Below are 17,119 nucleotides of genomic sequence, written 5' to 3' on the forward strand. Positions count from 1 at the left end.
TTTATGAATAAGCTGATTTTAGCTCATTTATCATGTGTTATTTTTTGAAACATGCGTTTTCACTATGCGCAAATGTTTCTTTTTGTGGGCGCGATAAATCGGCCCCTACAAAAACACTTGCATGCAATAATGAATGTTTTTTTATCCGGGCTCAATGAATTGAGCCTCTACAACATCCATCTCTTACTGTTTAGTTTTCAAGGATCTGTTTGTTTCCAGTTGTTGCCGCCGCCTCAGCAGCGACGTTTATTAGTTTAACACTGAGCCAACTTTATGTCAACTGGTATTTTTTACTTTTGTTTTCGCTTTCCATGTTGCTGTTTCCGTCCGCCTCATCGGCGGCGGAATTTTATTTTATTACTTTTGTATCTTTGTTGCAAGCAACAATTTTTGGTAACTGTAAATAATATTAAATTTAAAAGCGCGGTATGATGACCGCGCTTTTCTACTCTCTTCTCAATGCCACTATTGGATCTAATTTAGAGGCTTTGTTTGCCGGATATATGCCAAAGAATACACCGATAATTGCTGAAAATAGGAACGCAAATAGCGCAGTCCACCACGACACCAGTGGCGGCAGATTAAGAAAATACGATGCTACCATTGATCCAGCATAACCTATGCAGATACCTATTACACCGCCTGCGGAGCAGAGCACCACCGCTTCAATTAGAAACTGAGTTAATATATCTTTTCTTGTGGCCCCCAAAGCCATCCGAATGCCAATTTCACGTGTCCTTTCGGTAACTGATACCAACATAATATTCATTACACCAATACCACCAACGAACAGTGAAATGCCAGCAATGCTACTGATAATTAAGCTCATAATTCCAGTGACTTTGCCAACCATTTCCATTTCTTGTTCCATACTATAGGCATCATAATGATTAGTGGTATTATGACGTCGTTCTAAAATTTTTTTAGTTCGATCCATAGCCTGATAGACCATTTCTTTGCTGGCTGCACTGCCCATTAACATATTTACATATTCCCATTGGGATGAACCAACCATAAAGGATACTGGTATATAAGCATTTTGATCTGGTTGCATGCCCGGCAACTGGGATTCCCTTTTTTTAATCACACCAACAACCAGCGCTGAATTACCGCCTTCAATCATCACCCTTTGACCCACCGGATTTTCAAAACCAAAAAGCTCATTGGCCAATGCCTCATCTAAAACTATTACCCGTCTACCAACGGCATCATCCTGTTCGTTAAAAAACCTGCCCCATTGTATTTCTAAATTTCTGATGTATTGATAATCAGTGGTGGTGCCAATGACTTGGACTGTTTTTTTACCTTCAGAACCCCGAATTTCCTGGCGCTCATATTTCATTGGGGCCAAATACTTAACCTCCGAAGACAGCGCTTTGACAACGGTGATATCTTCTTTAGTGAAGTCCCTCAACCTAACATACTCACCCTCCCGGTAATTGGGGTATATCTGAAAAATATTAGTACCATATTGTTCCAACTCGCCAATAATCATTGCTTTACCGCCTTCACCAATGGCCATAACCAAAATTACTGCCGCTATGCCAATGACGATGCCTAGGGTAGTTAAAAATGAACGCAATTTATTATTTTTAATTCCCTCTAGAGAAACAATTAAAAACTCTTTTAAATTCACACCTACACCCCTTTACTAGAGGCTATTATACGGTTATTAACTTGCTCATCTGCAATTAACAAACCATCTTTAAATCGCAAAATTCTTTCGGCATATTGGGCAATATCAGGCTCATGGGTAACCAAAACTATGGTTGCTCCGTCACGGTGTAGTTCTTGAAAAATAGCCATAATTTCTTCACCAGTGTGGGTATCTAAAGCACCGGTCGGCTCATCGGCCATCAGCACAACTGGGTTATTAACTATAGCCCTGGCGATGGCCACCCGCTGATTTTGACCACCGGAAAGTTCATTGGGTCGATGATATATGCGCTCACCTAGCCCTACCCTTTCTAAGGCAGCAATTGCTTTTTGGCGTCGCTCGCTAGGCTTGATGCCAGCATACAGCATCGGCAATTCTACATTTTTTAAGGCGGATAAACTGGGTATCAGGTTAAAGGCCTGAAAAACAAAGCCCAACTGCTGATTGCGCAATAAAGCGAGGGCATTTTTGCTTAGCCCCGACACTTCCTTACCAGCCAATTGATATGAACCTTCGGTGGGGGTGTCCAATAGCCCCAACAAATTCATCAGAGTAGACTTGCCAGAACCCGATGGTCCCATGATCGCTACAAATTCGCCCTTTTTTATAGACATGGTGATGCCCTTCAACGCTTCAACGGCGATGTCACCTGTTTGATACACTTTTTTTACATTTGTTATTTCGATCATCTGTTTTCACCTATCACTACTGGTTGTCCGTCCTTTAATTGTGGTGGTGGATTAAGGATTACCGTCTCCCCAACCTTTAAGCCAGACACAACGATATCAAATAGTTCGTTACCGGGTTCAGTCTTTATTTTCTTTTCTTTGGCAATACCATCTTCAACTGTATAAACTATGGTTTGTCCATTTTTACTAATAATGGCTTCAAAGGGTACGGTCAAAAACTCTTTATTTGGCATAGTAATTATTTTTAAATCCACTGTGTATCCAGGTTTTAACCCCTTTGAATTATTTTGTAAAGTTACCGTCACCGGCACACTACTATTACCTTCACCCTCGGAAATAGCCGCCGCCGCCACCCGAGTAACTTCACCATTAAATACTTTGTCCGGGACAGTGGCGGTGGTAACCTGGGCACTTTGCCCCGCTTCTATGTCACCGGCATCAAGCTCGTTTACCTTTGCTGTTACCTCCAACTGGCTATCTTTGCCAACCACTAAAATGCGACTGCCTTCTAACACCCGGTTGCCCTTCTCTGCACCCACAAAAAGCACCACCCCGTCTTCCTTAGCAATAAAGGTGGCTAAATCCAAACGCTCTTTAGCTTGGGCAACCTCCTGTTTGGCCAGATCAACCTGAGATTGTAATGAGGAAACTTGCTTGGCTGTGGCACCTTGCTGGGTTCTCATTTTGGTTTGCTGATAGTTAGCATCTGCTTGGGCATAGCTAACTCTAGCACTTTCCATTTCTTCTAAGTTTACCACGCCCTCATTATAGAGGCGTTCGGTACGATCATAGTGGTTTTTAGCCTGATCATATTGGGCTTTAGCAGCGGCCAACTCTAATTCGTCGTTAATGGCAAGGGCCTTTGCCAATTCTGCCTCCTTTATGGCTAAATTAGCTTTGGCATTTTCATACTGCCTGCCTAATTCTAAGGTGTCTAAGCGACCCAAAACCTCCCCCTTTTTGACCCGATCACCCACCTCCACCGTTAACTCCATTAAAGTGCTGTCTACAGGTGTAAAAAACTCTTGTTTATCAACAGACTCCAAGCTTCCACTGCTTATAATGCTGCGCTCTACGCTTCTCTTTTCAATTTTCCCCGTCATCACTGTAACACCTGTATCTTTGTTGCCAGTGATAGATAACAGTGTGCCAATAATAAAAATAACTAGTAAAGTAGTTAATAACCATTTACTCCACGTTGGCAATCCTTTAATTTTTAGCCACAATGCAATAACTTTTTCTTTCATTCTTTACCTCCAGGCGAAGTTACTTCTTTAATTTATAATCCATCAGTATTTAGACACCACAACTACATAAAACATAACAAAATTTAGTAAAAAAATAAACAAGTGTCGTTTTTAATGCGCCTTGTTCTTTACTGTCTGGATATTCTTTCACCGGTAAGCTTGTCCAACAGTTTCATAACCCCCGTTCCGTATTTAAATACGTCCAGTTTGCTATTATATACAATTTGTTTGATACCAGGTAAAGTAACCCCCCAGGTTACCCAATTCATCGTTCTGTTACTGGCAATATTCAAATGTTCCCTGATTATCGTTGAGCGGCTAATATCAGTGTTGATGGGTGCCAACAATTTTTCGTAGTCTTTACCTTGGGCTATGGACTGGGCGGCATAAACCCCGGTACGAATGGCCGCCATTTGACCAAATCCTAAAAAGGGTTCCAAAAAACCACCGGCATTGCCTGCCAGCATAATATTTCCCAAATGATGCGGATAAACCAAGCCGGTGGTATGTTCTAACGTAAAACTTTCAATAATCTTATACTTCTTATCAAATTGTTCATTTTCCCAAAACAAATGCCAGTAGTCATCCATTTCTTCCGGGCCAATATTGCGGACAATTAACACCAAAGAAGCCATATCTGTGCTAAAGGGGGTCAAGTAAGCATAGCCAGTGTCGTTATATTTTTTGTTAAACCACATTATTAATGTGGTGGGGTCAAACTCACCCAAAATGATTGCGCCCCGCAAAATAGAATGAAATAAATTATCCCACAGCCCCAGTTCCTTGGCAATCTGATTAGTACCAGTACAAACCACCACCTGGTCATAGACTCGGCTTAATTCTTCATAATCAGCCTTAACATTGTAATTCACCTTGGCTTTAATCATTTTGGATAATTGATCCTCAACACTACCATCATGCTGCCCACGGTTAAAAAAGTACCCCAAACTACCTTTGATATCCCGCTTAATTCCAGAGAAATTCATGTGCACTTTGGTCATTTTATTTAATGGTTTTAACTTGATATGAAATTGTTTGTCAAGGTAAGCTATCGGATCGGTTTTGGGACGAATAAACAATTCCATCATTGCTGACACATGGGGAAATATCTCCCCGGAACGACTGCGTTCTTCAAAAATATCCGGCTTAATCCCCAGACGTTCCAATTCATGGGCACAGGAAAGGCCAGACATTCCCGCACCAATAATCGCCACCTTCATTTTTGTCACCTCAAATGTATATTTGAATAAATAATTTCTAAAACTTAGTTCAGGGGTGCTTTTATGAGTTTGTATACATTTATAATTCTAACTTTGGCATTGGGCATCGGTGCCATTGGTTACTTTTTATTTATCGCTTGGTTGGATAAACACTTAACCGGGTTATGACAACCCGGTTAAAGCTGAATTTTCGGTACAATTTTACTAATGGGGAATGGCTTACCTTCAATGGAGTGAATCTTTTTTTGCAACATGGTAATATGTTGCATTTCTTCGTCACGCAAATTGATAAAGAACTGTCTGGCCATGGGATTTGTAATTTTTATTGCTTGCTCATTATAAAAGGCCTGATTATCCATTTTGCTCATTAAAGCATCATAAAGCAGGTCTAGGGTGTCCAAACCGCAACACCTCCTACTTAAGATTGAACTTACTCATTTCTTGCTTTAGTTTGGCCACATGGGAACGGCTGGCCACAGCAAAGTCGCCAAATAATGCCGTCAATTCCTTATTTTTTACCATTTTAGACCAATAAAAGTATTTAGCTGTAAACCGTTCTTCTCGCTCCACTGCTATTTTAAAAGCATAGTTCATTAATTCTTTTTGGGATAGTCTGCGCATTTTCCATCACCTGTTACTATTGTTTCAGAGAAGTTATCTTTTTATGACAAGTTAAACCGAAACTAACAGCGGATAATTTTTAATATACTGGATAAATTAGACTTGAGACTTTTTTCAGGTGGTGACTAAGTGAAAGTAGCTATTATCGGTGCTGGCATAGCAGGTTTGGCCTGTGCCATAGAATTAGAAAGACTAGGGATTACTCCAGAAGTATATGAACAACGTTATCAGGTAGGAGATCCCTGTTCCTTTCCTGCCGTGATGCTGGATCTAGGCTTGGTAACATCTGAACAAATACGCTACTTATACAAACAATATCGGTTAAAAATTAAACCATTGGCTAAAATTAAACGGTTGGTTTTACATAGCCCTAACCACAAAAAAACTTTTACCGGTCAACTGGGGCATTTTGTAGAAATGGGTCATTCTGACAATAATTTACACAATCAACTTGCCAGCGAGCTAAAGGTGAAAATTAATCTACGGCAAAATGTCGACTATTTTAAAATTAGAGATAACTACGATTGGGTGGTATTGGCGGATGGTTCACCCAGCATTCCAATACAATTAAATATTTGGCAATCTACCTTTCAGGGCTGGGTGCGGGGCGGCAATATGGTGGGGGAATTTGCACCCAGCACAGCCGAAGTCTGGGTTAACCGTGAGTTTGCCCGGGAAGGTTATGCGTACCTGGCACCCTATAACAATAAAGCAGCGGCCTTAACGTTATTTGTAAATGGTATCAGTCGGCAAGAACTGCACGACTATTGGAATACATTTATCAATAAATTGCAGTCTGAGCCTAAATTTACAGCATTCTTTGAATTAGAATATCAAACGGGCAGGCTTAAAAAACATCAAGTGGCCAACACTATAATAGTAGGCAACGCTGGAGGGTTTGTGCCAGCCCTGTGGGGGCAAGGGTTGATGATGTCAATGATCAGTGGTATTGAAGCGGCTCGCAGTATAGTGAAAGGTAGTAACTACGAACAAAAAGTAAAAACACTGATTAAGGCTAATGAAAGATTAGATAAGATACATCAATCCTTAAACCAGCTTGATAACAGTGGGCTGGATATGCTGGTAAAAATGTTAAAGGTTCCGGGGGTGACGTCCTTAGCCACCACGGCCCACTACAGTGGCGTAAAACTAATATCAAATTTAATCAGCAGAATAAGCGGCAATAATAAGGAGTTTTTAGACTAATGATTGAATGGATTGTAACCTTTGTACTCAGTTGGATAATGTTCGCATTGCTGATTGATAGGCAACTGCTTAAATACACCCTTTGGGGTGGAATAACTGCTATCATTCTGCAATTAATAGTGGATACAAGTGCCGATGCCATGGGCATTTATCATGTTATGGCCCAGCTCAAGCTGGGCGGTGGCTCAGTTTTTTTTACCTTTGGCGCTGTGTTCACCATGGGTACAATATTTGTACAGTTTATTCCTATCAATCGTTGGTTAAAAATTTTGCATATCCTGGCCACCGCCACGTTATTTTTGGGATTGGAATATCTGTTGGTGCAACGCAGTATCATTACTTACCACAATTGGGGAATGGGGCTAAGTTGGCTCACAAACCTGGTTGTCTTTATTACCATCACCTGGCTGGCGGAAACCTTTAATTTCAATAAGAAAACAAACAGTTTCTAATCACACATTCGGGACAAATTAAAGGAAGGTGTAATAATACGCCTTCCTTTTAATTTTATATCATTTTTAATTATTTACTGCTTTTAAAAGGGAAGTAAAGCCTTCATCCTCTACAGTCTCTTTGGTTACTTCTTTATTTTGGGTAAACATAAAATCGTCCAATGCCCCTTCAATGGAAACATTGGCAGGCACAAATAAGAAAATACCCGTTCCCACCCGGCTGGCTTTGCCATTGATAGCAAAAACCACACCGCTTAAATAATCCAATACTCTCTGGGCTTGCTCAATACTCATTTCGGTTAAATCTACCACCACCGAATGGTTGTCCCCCAAATGATTGGCAGCATTCTGTACCTGATCATAGGAAGTCGGTTTTAAAATTACCATTTTGGTGTTATATGTATTAGTGGGTACACTGGTCAATTTGGGGCGACGTTCCTCTTCTCGCTCCTGCGTTTTAGAAGAAAACCAACTATTTTTTGTTTCTACCTTTTCTTCTTTTTTCATTGCAGGCATTATCTCTTGAGGCTCGTCTTCTTCCACCAATTCAAATCCCAGCATGCCTAAAAACTTATCCGCTAGCTTTGCCAAGACGAACTCTCCCCTCATCATAATATTACTGACACTTACACTAATAACTTTACATGTTTTGGTAACAAAATGCAACAATTTTTTGTTAATATTAGGCAAAAGGTCCCATTACGTCACTACAGACTTCCTATGACAATTTTAGACACTTTTATAGCCTGTTCAATATCTTCTCTTAATATATCTTTATGGGTAACAAACCGCACCAGTTGAGGGCCAAATCCCGATGCCTTCACACCATGTTTTTCCAACTCATTTACAAAGGTTTTAGCATCCATATCTATGGCTGTTATGTCAACCAGTACAATATTTGTCTGCACCAAATGCAGTTCCACCCGCAAACCCTTTATTTTTGCCAGCCCCTCTGCTAAGGCTCTGGCATTGGCATGGTCATCGGCAAGGCGGTCGATCATTTTTAAAGACACCAAACCGGCCGCTGCCAATATGCCCGCTTGTCGCATGCCGCCACCTAAAGCTTTACGATATTTGCGCGCTTTATCTATAAATTTTTTCTCACCGGCTAAAATGGAACCCACCGGGGCACTTAAGCCTTTGGACAGAGAAAACATCACCGTGTCACAGTACTTAGTAAAATCACTGGCTGGGCAACGGGATGCTATGGCAGCATTAAATATTCTAGCCCCGTCAAGGTGGACAGATAGATTAAGTTCTTTAGCCAATTCATAAACAGCTTTCATTTCTTCCGGGGTCATTACCGTACCGCCCCCGCGGTTAAAGGTGTTCTCCAAGCATAGCAAACGGGTATTGGGATAATGAATATCTTTGGGGCGGTATGTTTCACGCAGCTTGTCCACTGCATTTCTACCAATTAACCCCGGCACAGGATTTAATTGAACCCCGGCCAACATGGCTGGTGCGCCAACTTCATAGTAAAATATGTGGGATTCCGCATCTAAGATCACTTCGTCACCACGTTCAGTATGGGTTAGCACTGCAATTTGATTAGCCATGGTACCTGAAGGTAAAAAAAGTGCTGCTTCTTTACCGATCAATTGTGCCGCTACATCCTCCAGTTTATTTACTGTTGGGTCTTCCTGATATACGTCATCCCCAACCTCGGCATTGGCCATAGCTTCTCTCATTTCGATTGTAGGCTGAGTAACGGTATCGCTTCTCAAGTCGATCATGTTTGAAACCACTCCTTCGACCCAAAATTGTAGTTAAGTACTATTATAACCCTTGTGGCAACAGTTACCAAATGATTTTAGTAATTGCCATTTATTACCATATATTATTACTAGACATGTATAGGGCAAGCAATATTTTACACCAAAATAAAGGGTTTTAACCATTGGCTAAGTATATATATATTAAGTTTAATAAATATATTTATGGAGGTATGCTAATAATGCCCGACGATAACAGTTCAATATTAATTTATAATCAAAAAACAATGGAGCACTTTGCCAATCCTAAAAACGTGGGAGTGGTTGAAAAATTTAATGGCCGTGGTAAAATCGGCGATCCCGGTTGTGGTGATATATGTGAAATTACCACTTTAATTGAAGACAACATTGTCAAAGACATTAAATTTCGAGTGCAAGGTTGTGCTGGAGCCATTGCAACAACCAGTGTGGTTACTGTGTTGGCTAAAGGCAAACACTGTGACCAAGCATTGCAATTAACAGATGACGATGTTGTAGAATACCTAGGGGGATTGCCAGAACAAAAACAGCATTGCTCGCTTTTAGGCATTAGAGCACTGCGGCAAGCAATTTATGATTATTGGTTATATAAAAGTTTATTAGAAAGTGGACAAATAACGACCAGAGAGGAGCACGAAGAAATAAGGGCAGAATTGTTTCAGCAATTCGCAGCGGAATTTTAAAAAGAATATACATACCTATGATAAAGCAAGCAAAAACCTTGTACATATGTACAAGGTTTTAAAAGAGGCTAACCCACTGTGCCGTCGCCTTATTGTTTTTAATACCCGCCTTCTCGCAGGTGGGTGCTCTGTCGCTAAATTTCTGTCTTCCGTAGCAAAAACGGCTTGACATCTATTAACGAACCCGAGCTCCCTTAGTCACTATGTCGGTTAAAAACTAATTAAGGCAACTAACATAGCAGGAATGATGTCACATTATCTATGTTTATATTGTGATTATAATCTCTAATTAACATAATGTCAATATTGACCTAATATTTTTAATAATACCCACCGTGCCGTTACCCTACCGTTTTTAATACCCGCCTTCTCGCAGGTGGGTGTTCTATCATTAACTTCTGCCTTCCGTAATATAAAACGGCCTGGCATCTATTAAATGAACCCGAACTCCCGGTGTTACACTGTCGGTTAAAAACAACTAAGGTAACTAACATAGCAGGAATACTATCCTTTTAGCTCGCTGCTCTAATGAAATTATAATCAGACTAATTAATTATGTCAACTAGCAATAATTTTCCAACATAATTATACGCCGACGCAAACATCCCTCTTTTTGTGGCTGTAACCAATCACCGCTGCCCCAATGCCCTGCAGTATTGTTTTAAAGATAATCTGCCCTATTACGGCCATGGGAACAGCAGCCCAAGGAATAAAGCCCGCTCCCAGCGGAGATAAGCCTAAAATTACAAAAACCGAGCTGTCCAAAATGCCTCCGGCCAAACCACTCCAAAAAACCCGTTTGGCCAAAGACGCTTTAAGTCGGGTATAAATTTCGGTATCGGTGCTTTCACTAACTAAAAAGGATGCCCCAGAGGCAATAACTATGGCATAGGTATCGCCTAATAGATGAGAACTAAGCATAGATAACCCCAGAGCCACCGCTATCGCTATGTAAACCTTGGTTCTACCAAAACGGTTCTGTACCAAATCCCGCAATACAAAAGTGGCAGCAATGGTAAAGGTACCCAAACTAATTAAAAATGGCCCAATGGCTACCGGTGCAAACTTAGCACTTAGAATGTTTGCGGTTACTATTGCTGCTAAATATAAAAGAACATAAATGTAACCCAATCTGTTTACCCCCTAACCAAAAATATAGATATTCAATTATATTCAGACGAGTCTCCGTTCAAAATAAATTATATATTAAAATAAATACCAATTTAAAATATCACCACCAAACAAAAAAATCAAGGGCCTGCATTATGCAAGCCCCTGATTTTACTGTTTAGCCATCTGATCGGACATTTCTTCCAGAACACTTTTTAGTCCTTTTTGCATTTCCTCTTGTGAAGGCATACTGATTTTTTTACGTTTCCTAACTTCACGTTCAACATGGATTATCAATAAATTGCGGGCAAAGTTTTCTCTGTCACCACTAGCAAACATATCCTTCAGTGTCGATCCGGTCAAATCATCTTTCAAATAATCAATAATGTTTTCGGCTTCTGTTTGGTTTAACAAATAATCCTCTGCCATTTGCGTAAAGACTTTTTCTATAATACGCACCATTTCATTTGCATCATCTTCAATAAATTCATTGAGAACGGTATTTGATACCTTACCCGCTACACTTCCACCAGCAAAAGAACCTAGTAAACCTCCGACAACTCCCCCAATAGCTGTACCAATTCCGGGAATAACGGAACCCACTGCCGCTCCAGCAGAAGCACCTCCTACCCAACCGGCAGTGCCGCCTGCTACGGTAGATGCAGTACTTGCAACATTCTTAAACAATTGCGCTCCTGATATTTTACCCCTAAAAATATTAACGACATCCACAGAAGATAACACCACAACTGAAACCGCACCTGTTATAGCATTACCTCTTAGCATTTTAGCCGCACTTTTCATAGCTGCAGCGCCATAAATATTAGTTCCGCTTCTAAAGGCATTTACTAACACTGCTGATGCTTTAGGACCCATGATTCTAACAACAGCTTCTGAACTACCTACTAAGGCACTGTTTAAACCTGCTTTGGATAATTGACTAGCTAAAACAGCTGTAGCAAATGTAGTTCCACCTACCTTTAACCCTGAATATGTTGCAGACTTTAAAGCTACATTAAAATCATCGCCATTCCAAATAGAAGTTGCAAAGGCTAAGGCTGTACTTAAACCAAAGGCTGTACTTGCAATAATTGCGCCATTTACTGCATCAAAAGTTATTGACTCCACTGTGCCCGCTTTAGCTATATTTTTAGCTTGTTCGTATGTAAAATTTCCCTTCCTAACTATGTTCTTTGCTTCGCTTGGATCGGTAACCCCAGGCACCTCGCCATTCTTTATCCGGTTTTCCATCGCTTGAACGGCAGCATCATACTTATCTGACGGAACCTCAATCTTCATAGGCGAACCATCTGGGTTTAAGTACTTGAGTTTTCCATCTTTAAAACATTCCTGAACACACTTAGAACCAGAATTACAGTATTTTGACTGAATATTTACACCGTCAACTACTCTGTCGGCACCAAATTTTGCATTATCATCTCCCACAAGTTTGGCATCTTTCCCGGTAAACTTATCGTAAAGATGATTTGCTCTTTCGGCTGCAAATCCATGGCCCCTGGGAGTATTGAATTTATCCATTCCATAAATGGTGCTGGCATTACTTACATTTCCATAAACTACACCTGCCGCTATTGAACCAGTATGCTGATCAGGTTGTATTAATTTTATATGCTCCACCCTTTTTATTTCATCAGCGTCTAGATTCATATTTCCTGAGGCAATTTCAAGAAAGATCTTTATGTTTTTTTACTCCACATAGGTGTGTCTATATAATATGTGGAACCATTATCGGTTATAATCTCTAACTCTACCGTTGACCTATCGTAATTTAATTGCTTTATATCATCATAACTAACCCTAAATTTTTTGCTTTTGTTTTTGGGTGAGTTAACATAAATTGCTTTATCAGTAAAATAAATCCCTTCCGCCACAGTTTCCCAATCGGCCAGAATACAAATAACATCACTTCTGCTTTCATTAACAATAGAACTTTTCATAAGAGCATCCATAGCCTTTATACTTCTTGATTTATCAAATGAAAATCCATATATTGGAGATGACCAAGCCTTGGCCTTCAATAAAAATGAATTTTTTTCATTAATTTGATATATAACCTCTTCCAAATATTTTTTAGCACTCATATTTCTATTTCTCCTTCGACTTTAGCACTTTCTTGTGATTCGATAATTTCCAAGCTTTATATTAATTCACATTACCTATTTTTTCAATATTAATCCTATAAATACCATTGTGTCGAATCCATTATAAATAAAGTATTTAATGCCATTGATAGTTCTTGTAATAATCAATAAGCAGTGGACGGACGGTTCTGTTCAATAAGCTCTATTTTAGGCCCCATTGTTCTCCCATTATGAAATATTGTCTTACCCTTACCAATATAGAACTCAAAATCCAAAGAGTTTTTATGCTTTGGTACTAATAGATACATTCTTTGATTTTGGCCATTTTTAAGAACTAGATCTTCAGTAAAGCATTTTTTATCAACTAACTTTACAGATACTTGTAACTCTTCTTTACTATGGTTTGTTAAGACTATCGTTCCTGACAGCCTTTGTTTTTCCCCTGTGGTAACGACGTGACATTTGCTATCATCAGCATGATATTCCACTGCCTGTATACCGTCTTGAAAGGAGTAGTAGGTATCTTTAGCGAGCTCTGTTGCTTTAGGAACAATAAATAGCAGGGCTACAAAAAACAACGGCAATGCTTTAACTAAATTGGCATGGCTAGCCTTTAAATATTTAGCTGCTCCCCACCAACCAATAACCACAAAGGCCAAGGCATAGAAAAATATATAACGTAAACCCAGCTGCTCTTCATTGTTTTGCCAAGACTTTAATCCCAGTTGATTAAGCAAATATTCACCTAAACAAAACCCATTAGAAGCCTCAGCAGAGAAAAACAACCCAAATACCATCAGTAATAAAAAGAATATACCAATAACCGTATTTTTGTTTATTTATTACACCCCCATAAAACCTAATGTAAAATAGAGTTAGTCAGAGGTACAAGTATAAAATGTATTTCTAGCCCATTTTTAGGTATTGTGAAATAAACAACTAACCCAAAAAATAACGATTGTTATTAAAGAATAACAACAACCCTATAAAAAATAATATAAATTCACAACTATATAAAATGGTTATGATGTATTCATTCGATTCTTCATCGTATTTCCATGCCATAAAAGCACGGACCCCATATAACACAGAAAAAGATGCAAATAATATAAAACTACTAATGATAATATAAATATAAATATTAATATTTCTGACCACTTGTGAATTCTGTTGACATGCTTGTAAACAAATTTTCTCTCTGCAATATTAAGCTTATTGCTAATAATGGTTCCTATAAGTACAAAGATTGAAGTAACAGTGAGTAAATACAAAAACAAAATAGCGCCCCCTCTTTAATTCGCATTCCCCCTCTAATAAGCAGCAATCTCTGCCAGTCTAGCTAAAACTAAGATATAAACTACTACCGCTGCAATTATATTGGGTAAACCAATGATAAAGAAGTTGTTAGCCCATCTAAACCGTTTTTCTCTATCTTCATTTGATTCGGTTGCATAATTTGCTCTAATTTCACCCCCACGCAATAAAACACCTGAAAGTATTGCTGCCCAGCCCATGCAAACAAGTCCGACTATGCCTGCATATTTCACCAATATGCTTAAGTCTTGTGTAACAAATGCTATTAACGCAACAAAGCTTAGCACTAAAACTCCTATCCGAAAAGGTTTTATCAAAATCATACCCCCCATAATAGAGTTAGCTATTTGCTAACGGTGGATTATGTTTATATAAAATTAAAATATATAGAGTATAAAAAGCCAGCAGCACATAAGACAGGTAGGAGCCAATATGTGGAATAAATGACGCCATTACCAATAACAGTGAGTAGATACACAACGGCTTGAAATTCTTTTTGGTAAACCCTACGTAATCTAAGTAATATAAATTAAAGATATTAAAAATGTATCTGGGGGCAATTACTACATAAATAAATAAGTCGGCTAAGATGGCCAATATGTAACTAATGAAAACTTCATTCTGTGATTTCATGGGCAAAGCAGCAACTATCATTACTGGAATGGCTAGAATTAAAACAATGGCTATAAAATGTAGGTCTTTAAAGCATGCCAGCAAAAAGAAGTAAGTAAATAGCAGCATTTATTAAACCAAAAACGAGCGCCAGTATTAGAATGTCAGTTAGTTGATAAACATTTGGGTAACCGGACAGTATCTGAACAGGTGAAAATTCATCTGAGGTATAAGTAAGGATGATGACACTAGCAAAAAGCAGTAATGAATTACCTAAAAGGTTAATTATAAAAGCTTTGGCGCCACCTTTTTTGATTGCATTTACAAACTCATCAAAATACATTTTTACCTCCTTTAACTACAATTCTATAAAACCACTCTGACGATTTACTTTAGTCTGCGGCCTCTTCACGGTGTTTTAACAATGCAATGATCAGTAGTAGTGGTGCAGCATATATCAACATCAAGTATGTGAAATTAGACATTTCTCCCAAAATAATAAATTTAATATTAATCGCCAACACCAAGATTTGAAAAATAACATTAGTAGCAAAATAAGCCATAAGCCATTTGAATAACTGGCAATTATGCACTCTGTATTTGTCTAATGACTTTTTAACCCCATAGATAGCAATAGCAATAAACCCAGCACTGTTAGCTACTACAAAAATTAAATAGGATTTGCTTAAGGCAGGTACTTGTTGGAAGTGCATTACAGAAATGTAAATTGTTAAAAAAGCCCAGAACAGAATAATTGCCATTAGCATTCTTGGTTTAAATACATCTAGGAACTTGAGTTTATCATCGTAATTAGAAATGGCATAAATTGGCAGTAGGGCGATTATTATGTGTAGGGCTATGTTTAGTGCGGAGGCTATAATGTTAGTAATGACATAAATAGTTGATGTATAGTCTGAGTAGCTTTGGGTGTTATACAATTGTTGTACTAATTGGCGGAAAAGCGTACTCTCAAAACTGAGAATGATGTTGATTACTGCAAAAGCAAACATCCATTTAAAAAAACCATTGCCTGATCTTTTAAACCCCATCCATGATAAAATTCCAATAATCAAATACAGTGCATCCAGCAGGTGCTCTCTTGCAATTAAAAAGCCTTTATCAGCTATAACTGCTAAAACATTAGCACTATCTAGCCCCATTGTCAGGACTAACACAGAAGCAACTAACAACAGCGGAATTGTTTTATCCTTCATCATTATATTTCCTCATGTTTAATAGCTTTTAGATTTAAGGATTCGGTTTTGCCATTCCAGTGAATGTCCATGGTGTAAGTGTCTTCTTCCCTTGGCAGCGCTCCATTACCACCACTATAGTGCCCTCCAGAAACACCAGCATGATTCAAAGTTTGCCCCGTACCAGCGGCACCATTGCTGCATTTATAATCAAAGGTAGTGACTTTTTCTTTATCACCTTTATAAGTAATTACAGTTTCTTTAGTATGATAACTATCGTGATATAATTTGTCGCCTTCTAAATAGTACTCGTAGTATTTAACTGTAGTGGCAGCTTTCCAGTGTTCTCCCTCGCCAGCGAAAACCAACTCTTTTGTATCATGTAATTTTTCAAAAATGATTGGTGATATATTGTTATACCGCATAATTGCAAAGTCATAGGCGTTTTCCGCAGCTAACGCTAACACTATATTTTTTACCTTAAAATAAAGCGGAGAGATCACCTCCAAATCTTCAAACATAAGTTTATTATTATGTAACTGATAATTACAATCCCTTGCATTAGCGAAGGAATCAAAGGCATATATCAGCAAATATTGATTATTTGAGTCATCTATTTGATAAATTAGTGGTTGCACTCCGCTTATTATAAGGTTGATTGGTGGTTCTTTATCGCTTGGTGTTAGTTTGATGCCTTCTTGTTTAAATACATTCAATACCTGTTCTGAAGTCAAGTAACTGTCCGATTTATCGCCAGCATTATTATCACCGTTACATGCTGTAACAGTAATTAAAATTATAAGGAAAAGTGCCATTGGATAATACTTGATTTTCATAATCCTCAACCGCTTCACCTTCCAACATAAAGTTATTTATCTTTAGGTGATAAGTCCTGGTTTTTATGGGAACGTTTCGTTTCAAAAATTAGTTCTTATTGAATGTTATTAGTTGGCTCAACAGATATGTGCTCAGTAACCATTTTTATGGAGGGCATTAATTTAAAAACTATTATCATAACAAAGGGCAAATCTTTGATGGGTTTAGAAATGACGGAATTAGCTTGGACAAGCGCAAACTAAAAGAACGTCCATATTGGACGTTCTCTTTTATGCATTAAAACACAAAAAGCCCTTGCAATCAAGGGCTTTTCGTTTTATTAAAATTGTTTTTAGAAACTGGTCGGGACGACAGGACTTGAACCTGCGGCCTCTACCACCCCAAGGTAGCGCGCTAGCCAAACTGCGCCACGTCCCGATATC

Annotated in this window: 20 protein-coding genes, 1 tRNA gene and 2 other RNA genes; 3 read left to right on the top strand and 20 right to left on the bottom strand. The window is 38.7% G+C overall.

The window, feature by feature from the left end:
* Nucleotides 1-445: 445 nt before the first annotated feature.
* The 6 genes from V6C27_07055 to V6C27_07080 form a co-directional block, all read right to left on the bottom strand.
* Nucleotides 446-1,636, bottom strand: coding sequence for an ABC transporter permease (locus tag V6C27_07055; protein ID MEG6616184.1), 1,191 nt, complete (start codon nucleotides 1,634-1,636; stop codon nucleotides 446-448).
* Nucleotides 1,637-1,638: 2 nt separating this feature from the next.
* Nucleotides 1,639-2,346 carry an ABC transporter ATP-binding protein gene (locus V6C27_07060; GenBank protein MEG6616185.1) on the bottom strand — a complete coding sequence of 236 codons (708 nt, stop codon included), beginning with the start codon at nucleotides 2,344-2,346 and terminating at the stop codon, nucleotides 1,639-1,641.
* On the bottom strand, nucleotides 2,343-3,593 hold the full coding sequence (locus V6C27_07065) for an efflux RND transporter periplasmic adaptor subunit (GenBank protein ID MEG6616186.1): 1,251 nt from the start codon (nucleotides 3,591-3,593) through the stop codon (nucleotides 2,343-2,345). The genes V6C27_07060 and V6C27_07065 overlap by 4 nt, the downstream gene beginning before the upstream one ends.
* Before the next feature lie 128 nt (nucleotides 3,594-3,721).
* Nucleotides 3,722-4,813: an NAD(P)/FAD-dependent oxidoreductase gene (locus V6C27_07070; protein ID MEG6616187.1), complete on the bottom strand. Its 1,092-nt coding sequence runs from the start codon at nucleotides 4,811-4,813 to the stop codon at nucleotides 3,722-3,724.
* 176 nt (nucleotides 4,814-4,989) lie between these two features.
* Nucleotides 4,990-5,214, bottom strand: coding sequence for a hypothetical protein (locus V6C27_07075; protein ID MEG6616188.1), 225 nt, complete (start codon nucleotides 5,212-5,214; stop codon nucleotides 4,990-4,992).
* A 13-nt stretch (nucleotides 5,215-5,227) separates the two neighbouring features.
* Nucleotides 5,228-5,434 carry a hypothetical protein gene (locus tag V6C27_07080; GenBank protein ID MEG6616189.1) on the bottom strand — a complete coding sequence of 69 codons (207 nt, stop codon included), beginning with the start codon at nucleotides 5,432-5,434 and terminating at the stop codon, nucleotides 5,228-5,230.
* A gap of 129 nt (nucleotides 5,435-5,563) precedes the next feature.
* Here V6C27_07080 and V6C27_07085 point away from each other — a divergent pair, with 129 nt between their 5' ends.
* Both V6C27_07085 and V6C27_07090 read left to right on the top strand, forming a co-directional pair.
* A complete protein-coding gene (locus V6C27_07085) occupies nucleotides 5,564-6,640 on the top strand; it encodes an NAD(P)/FAD-dependent oxidoreductase (protein ID MEG6616190.1) in 1,077 nt (358 codons plus the stop codon).
* Nucleotides 6,640-7,092 carry a hypothetical protein gene (locus tag V6C27_07090; GenBank protein ID MEG6616191.1) on the top strand — a complete coding sequence of 151 codons (453 nt, stop codon included), beginning with the start codon at nucleotides 6,640-6,642 and terminating at the stop codon, nucleotides 7,090-7,092. The genes V6C27_07085 and V6C27_07090 overlap by 1 nt, the downstream gene beginning before the upstream one ends.
* A 66-nt stretch (nucleotides 7,093-7,158) precedes the next feature.
* Here V6C27_07090 and sepF read toward each other — a convergent pair whose 3' ends face one another.
* Together sepF and ltaE are read right to left on the bottom strand one after the other, a co-directional pair.
* Nucleotides 7,159-7,683 (bottom strand): cell division protein SepF, encoded by a 525-nt coding sequence (sepF, locus tag V6C27_07095; GenBank protein ID MEG6616192.1) that lies wholly within the window; start codon nucleotides 7,681-7,683, stop codon nucleotides 7,159-7,161.
* 116 nt (nucleotides 7,684-7,799) lie between these two features.
* Nucleotides 7,800-8,828: a low-specificity L-threonine aldolase gene (gene ltaE / locus V6C27_07100; GenBank protein MEG6616193.1), complete on the bottom strand. Its 1,029-nt coding sequence runs from the start codon at nucleotides 8,826-8,828 to the stop codon at nucleotides 7,800-7,802.
* Between the two features lie 221 nt (nucleotides 8,829-9,049).
* On the opposite strand from ltaE, the gene V6C27_07105 reads away from it, so the two are divergent.
* A complete protein-coding gene (locus V6C27_07105; protein ID MEG6616194.1) occupies nucleotides 9,050-9,529 on the top strand; it encodes an iron-sulfur cluster assembly scaffold protein in 480 nt (159 codons plus the stop codon).
* Nucleotides 9,530-9,595: 66 nt separating this feature from the next.
* Here the strand turns inward: V6C27_07105 and ssrS (V6C27_07110) are convergent.
* From ssrS (V6C27_07110) to V6C27_07165, 12 genes are all read right to left on the bottom strand, one after another.
* Nucleotides 9,596-9,777, bottom strand: a non-coding RNA gene (ssrS, locus tag V6C27_07110) — 6S RNA.
* A gap of 75 nt (nucleotides 9,778-9,852) precedes the next feature.
* Nucleotides 9,853-10,034, bottom strand: a non-coding RNA gene (gene ssrS, locus V6C27_07115) — 6S RNA.
* 80 nt (nucleotides 10,035-10,114) lie between these two features.
* Entirely contained in the window at nucleotides 10,115-10,660 is a 546-nt protein-coding gene (locus V6C27_07120; GenBank protein MEG6616195.1) for a VUT family protein, read from the bottom strand.
* Nucleotides 10,661-10,810: 150 nt separating this feature from the next.
* On the bottom strand, nucleotides 10,811-12,307 hold the full coding sequence (locus tag V6C27_07125) for a hypothetical protein (GenBank protein MEG6616196.1): 1,497 nt from the start codon (nucleotides 12,305-12,307) through the stop codon (nucleotides 10,811-10,813).
* A gap of 29 nt (nucleotides 12,308-12,336) precedes the next feature.
* A complete protein-coding gene (locus V6C27_07130) occupies nucleotides 12,337-12,741 on the bottom strand; it encodes a hypothetical protein (protein ID MEG6616197.1) in 405 nt (134 codons plus the stop codon).
* 164 nt (nucleotides 12,742-12,905) lie between these two features.
* Nucleotides 12,906-13,538 carry a hypothetical protein gene (locus V6C27_07135; GenBank protein MEG6616198.1) on the bottom strand — a complete coding sequence of 211 codons (633 nt, stop codon included), beginning with the start codon at nucleotides 13,536-13,538 and terminating at the stop codon, nucleotides 12,906-12,908.
* A 513-nt stretch (nucleotides 13,539-14,051) separates the two neighbouring features.
* Complete coding sequence (locus V6C27_07140) at nucleotides 14,052-14,372, bottom strand: DUF5316 domain-containing protein (protein MEG6616199.1); 321 nt, start codon at nucleotides 14,370-14,372, stop codon at nucleotides 14,052-14,054.
* Between the two features lie 22 nt (nucleotides 14,373-14,394).
* Nucleotides 14,395-14,796: a hypothetical protein gene (locus V6C27_07145; protein MEG6616200.1), complete on the bottom strand. Its 402-nt coding sequence runs from the start codon at nucleotides 14,794-14,796 to the stop codon at nucleotides 14,395-14,397.
* The gene (locus V6C27_07150) at nucleotides 14,756-15,010 is read right to left on the bottom strand and encodes a hypothetical protein (GenBank protein ID MEG6616201.1); all 255 of its coding nucleotides are present in this window, start codon (nucleotides 15,008-15,010) and stop codon (nucleotides 14,756-14,758) included. The genes V6C27_07145 and V6C27_07150 overlap by 41 nt, the downstream gene beginning before the upstream one ends.
* 49 nt (nucleotides 15,011-15,059) lie before the next feature.
* Nucleotides 15,060-15,884 (bottom strand): hypothetical protein, encoded by an 825-nt coding sequence (locus V6C27_07155; protein MEG6616202.1) that lies wholly within the window; start codon nucleotides 15,882-15,884, stop codon nucleotides 15,060-15,062.
* Nucleotides 15,884-16,696 (bottom strand): hypothetical protein, encoded by an 813-nt coding sequence (locus V6C27_07160; protein ID MEG6616203.1) that lies wholly within the window; start codon nucleotides 16,694-16,696, stop codon nucleotides 15,884-15,886. Before V6C27_07160 ends, V6C27_07155 begins: the two co-directional genes overlap by 1 nt.
* Nucleotides 16,697-17,036: 340 nt before the next feature.
* Nucleotides 17,037-17,114: transfer RNA gene (locus V6C27_07165), tRNA-Pro, on the bottom strand.
* Nucleotides 17,115-17,119: the final 5 nt, after the last annotated feature.

This window comes from Peptococcaceae bacterium 1198_IL3148 (assembly GCA_036763105.1).
In the GTDB taxonomy this organism is placed as follows: Bacteria; Bacillota; Desulfotomaculia; order Desulfotomaculales; family Desulfohalotomaculaceae; genus JBAIYS01.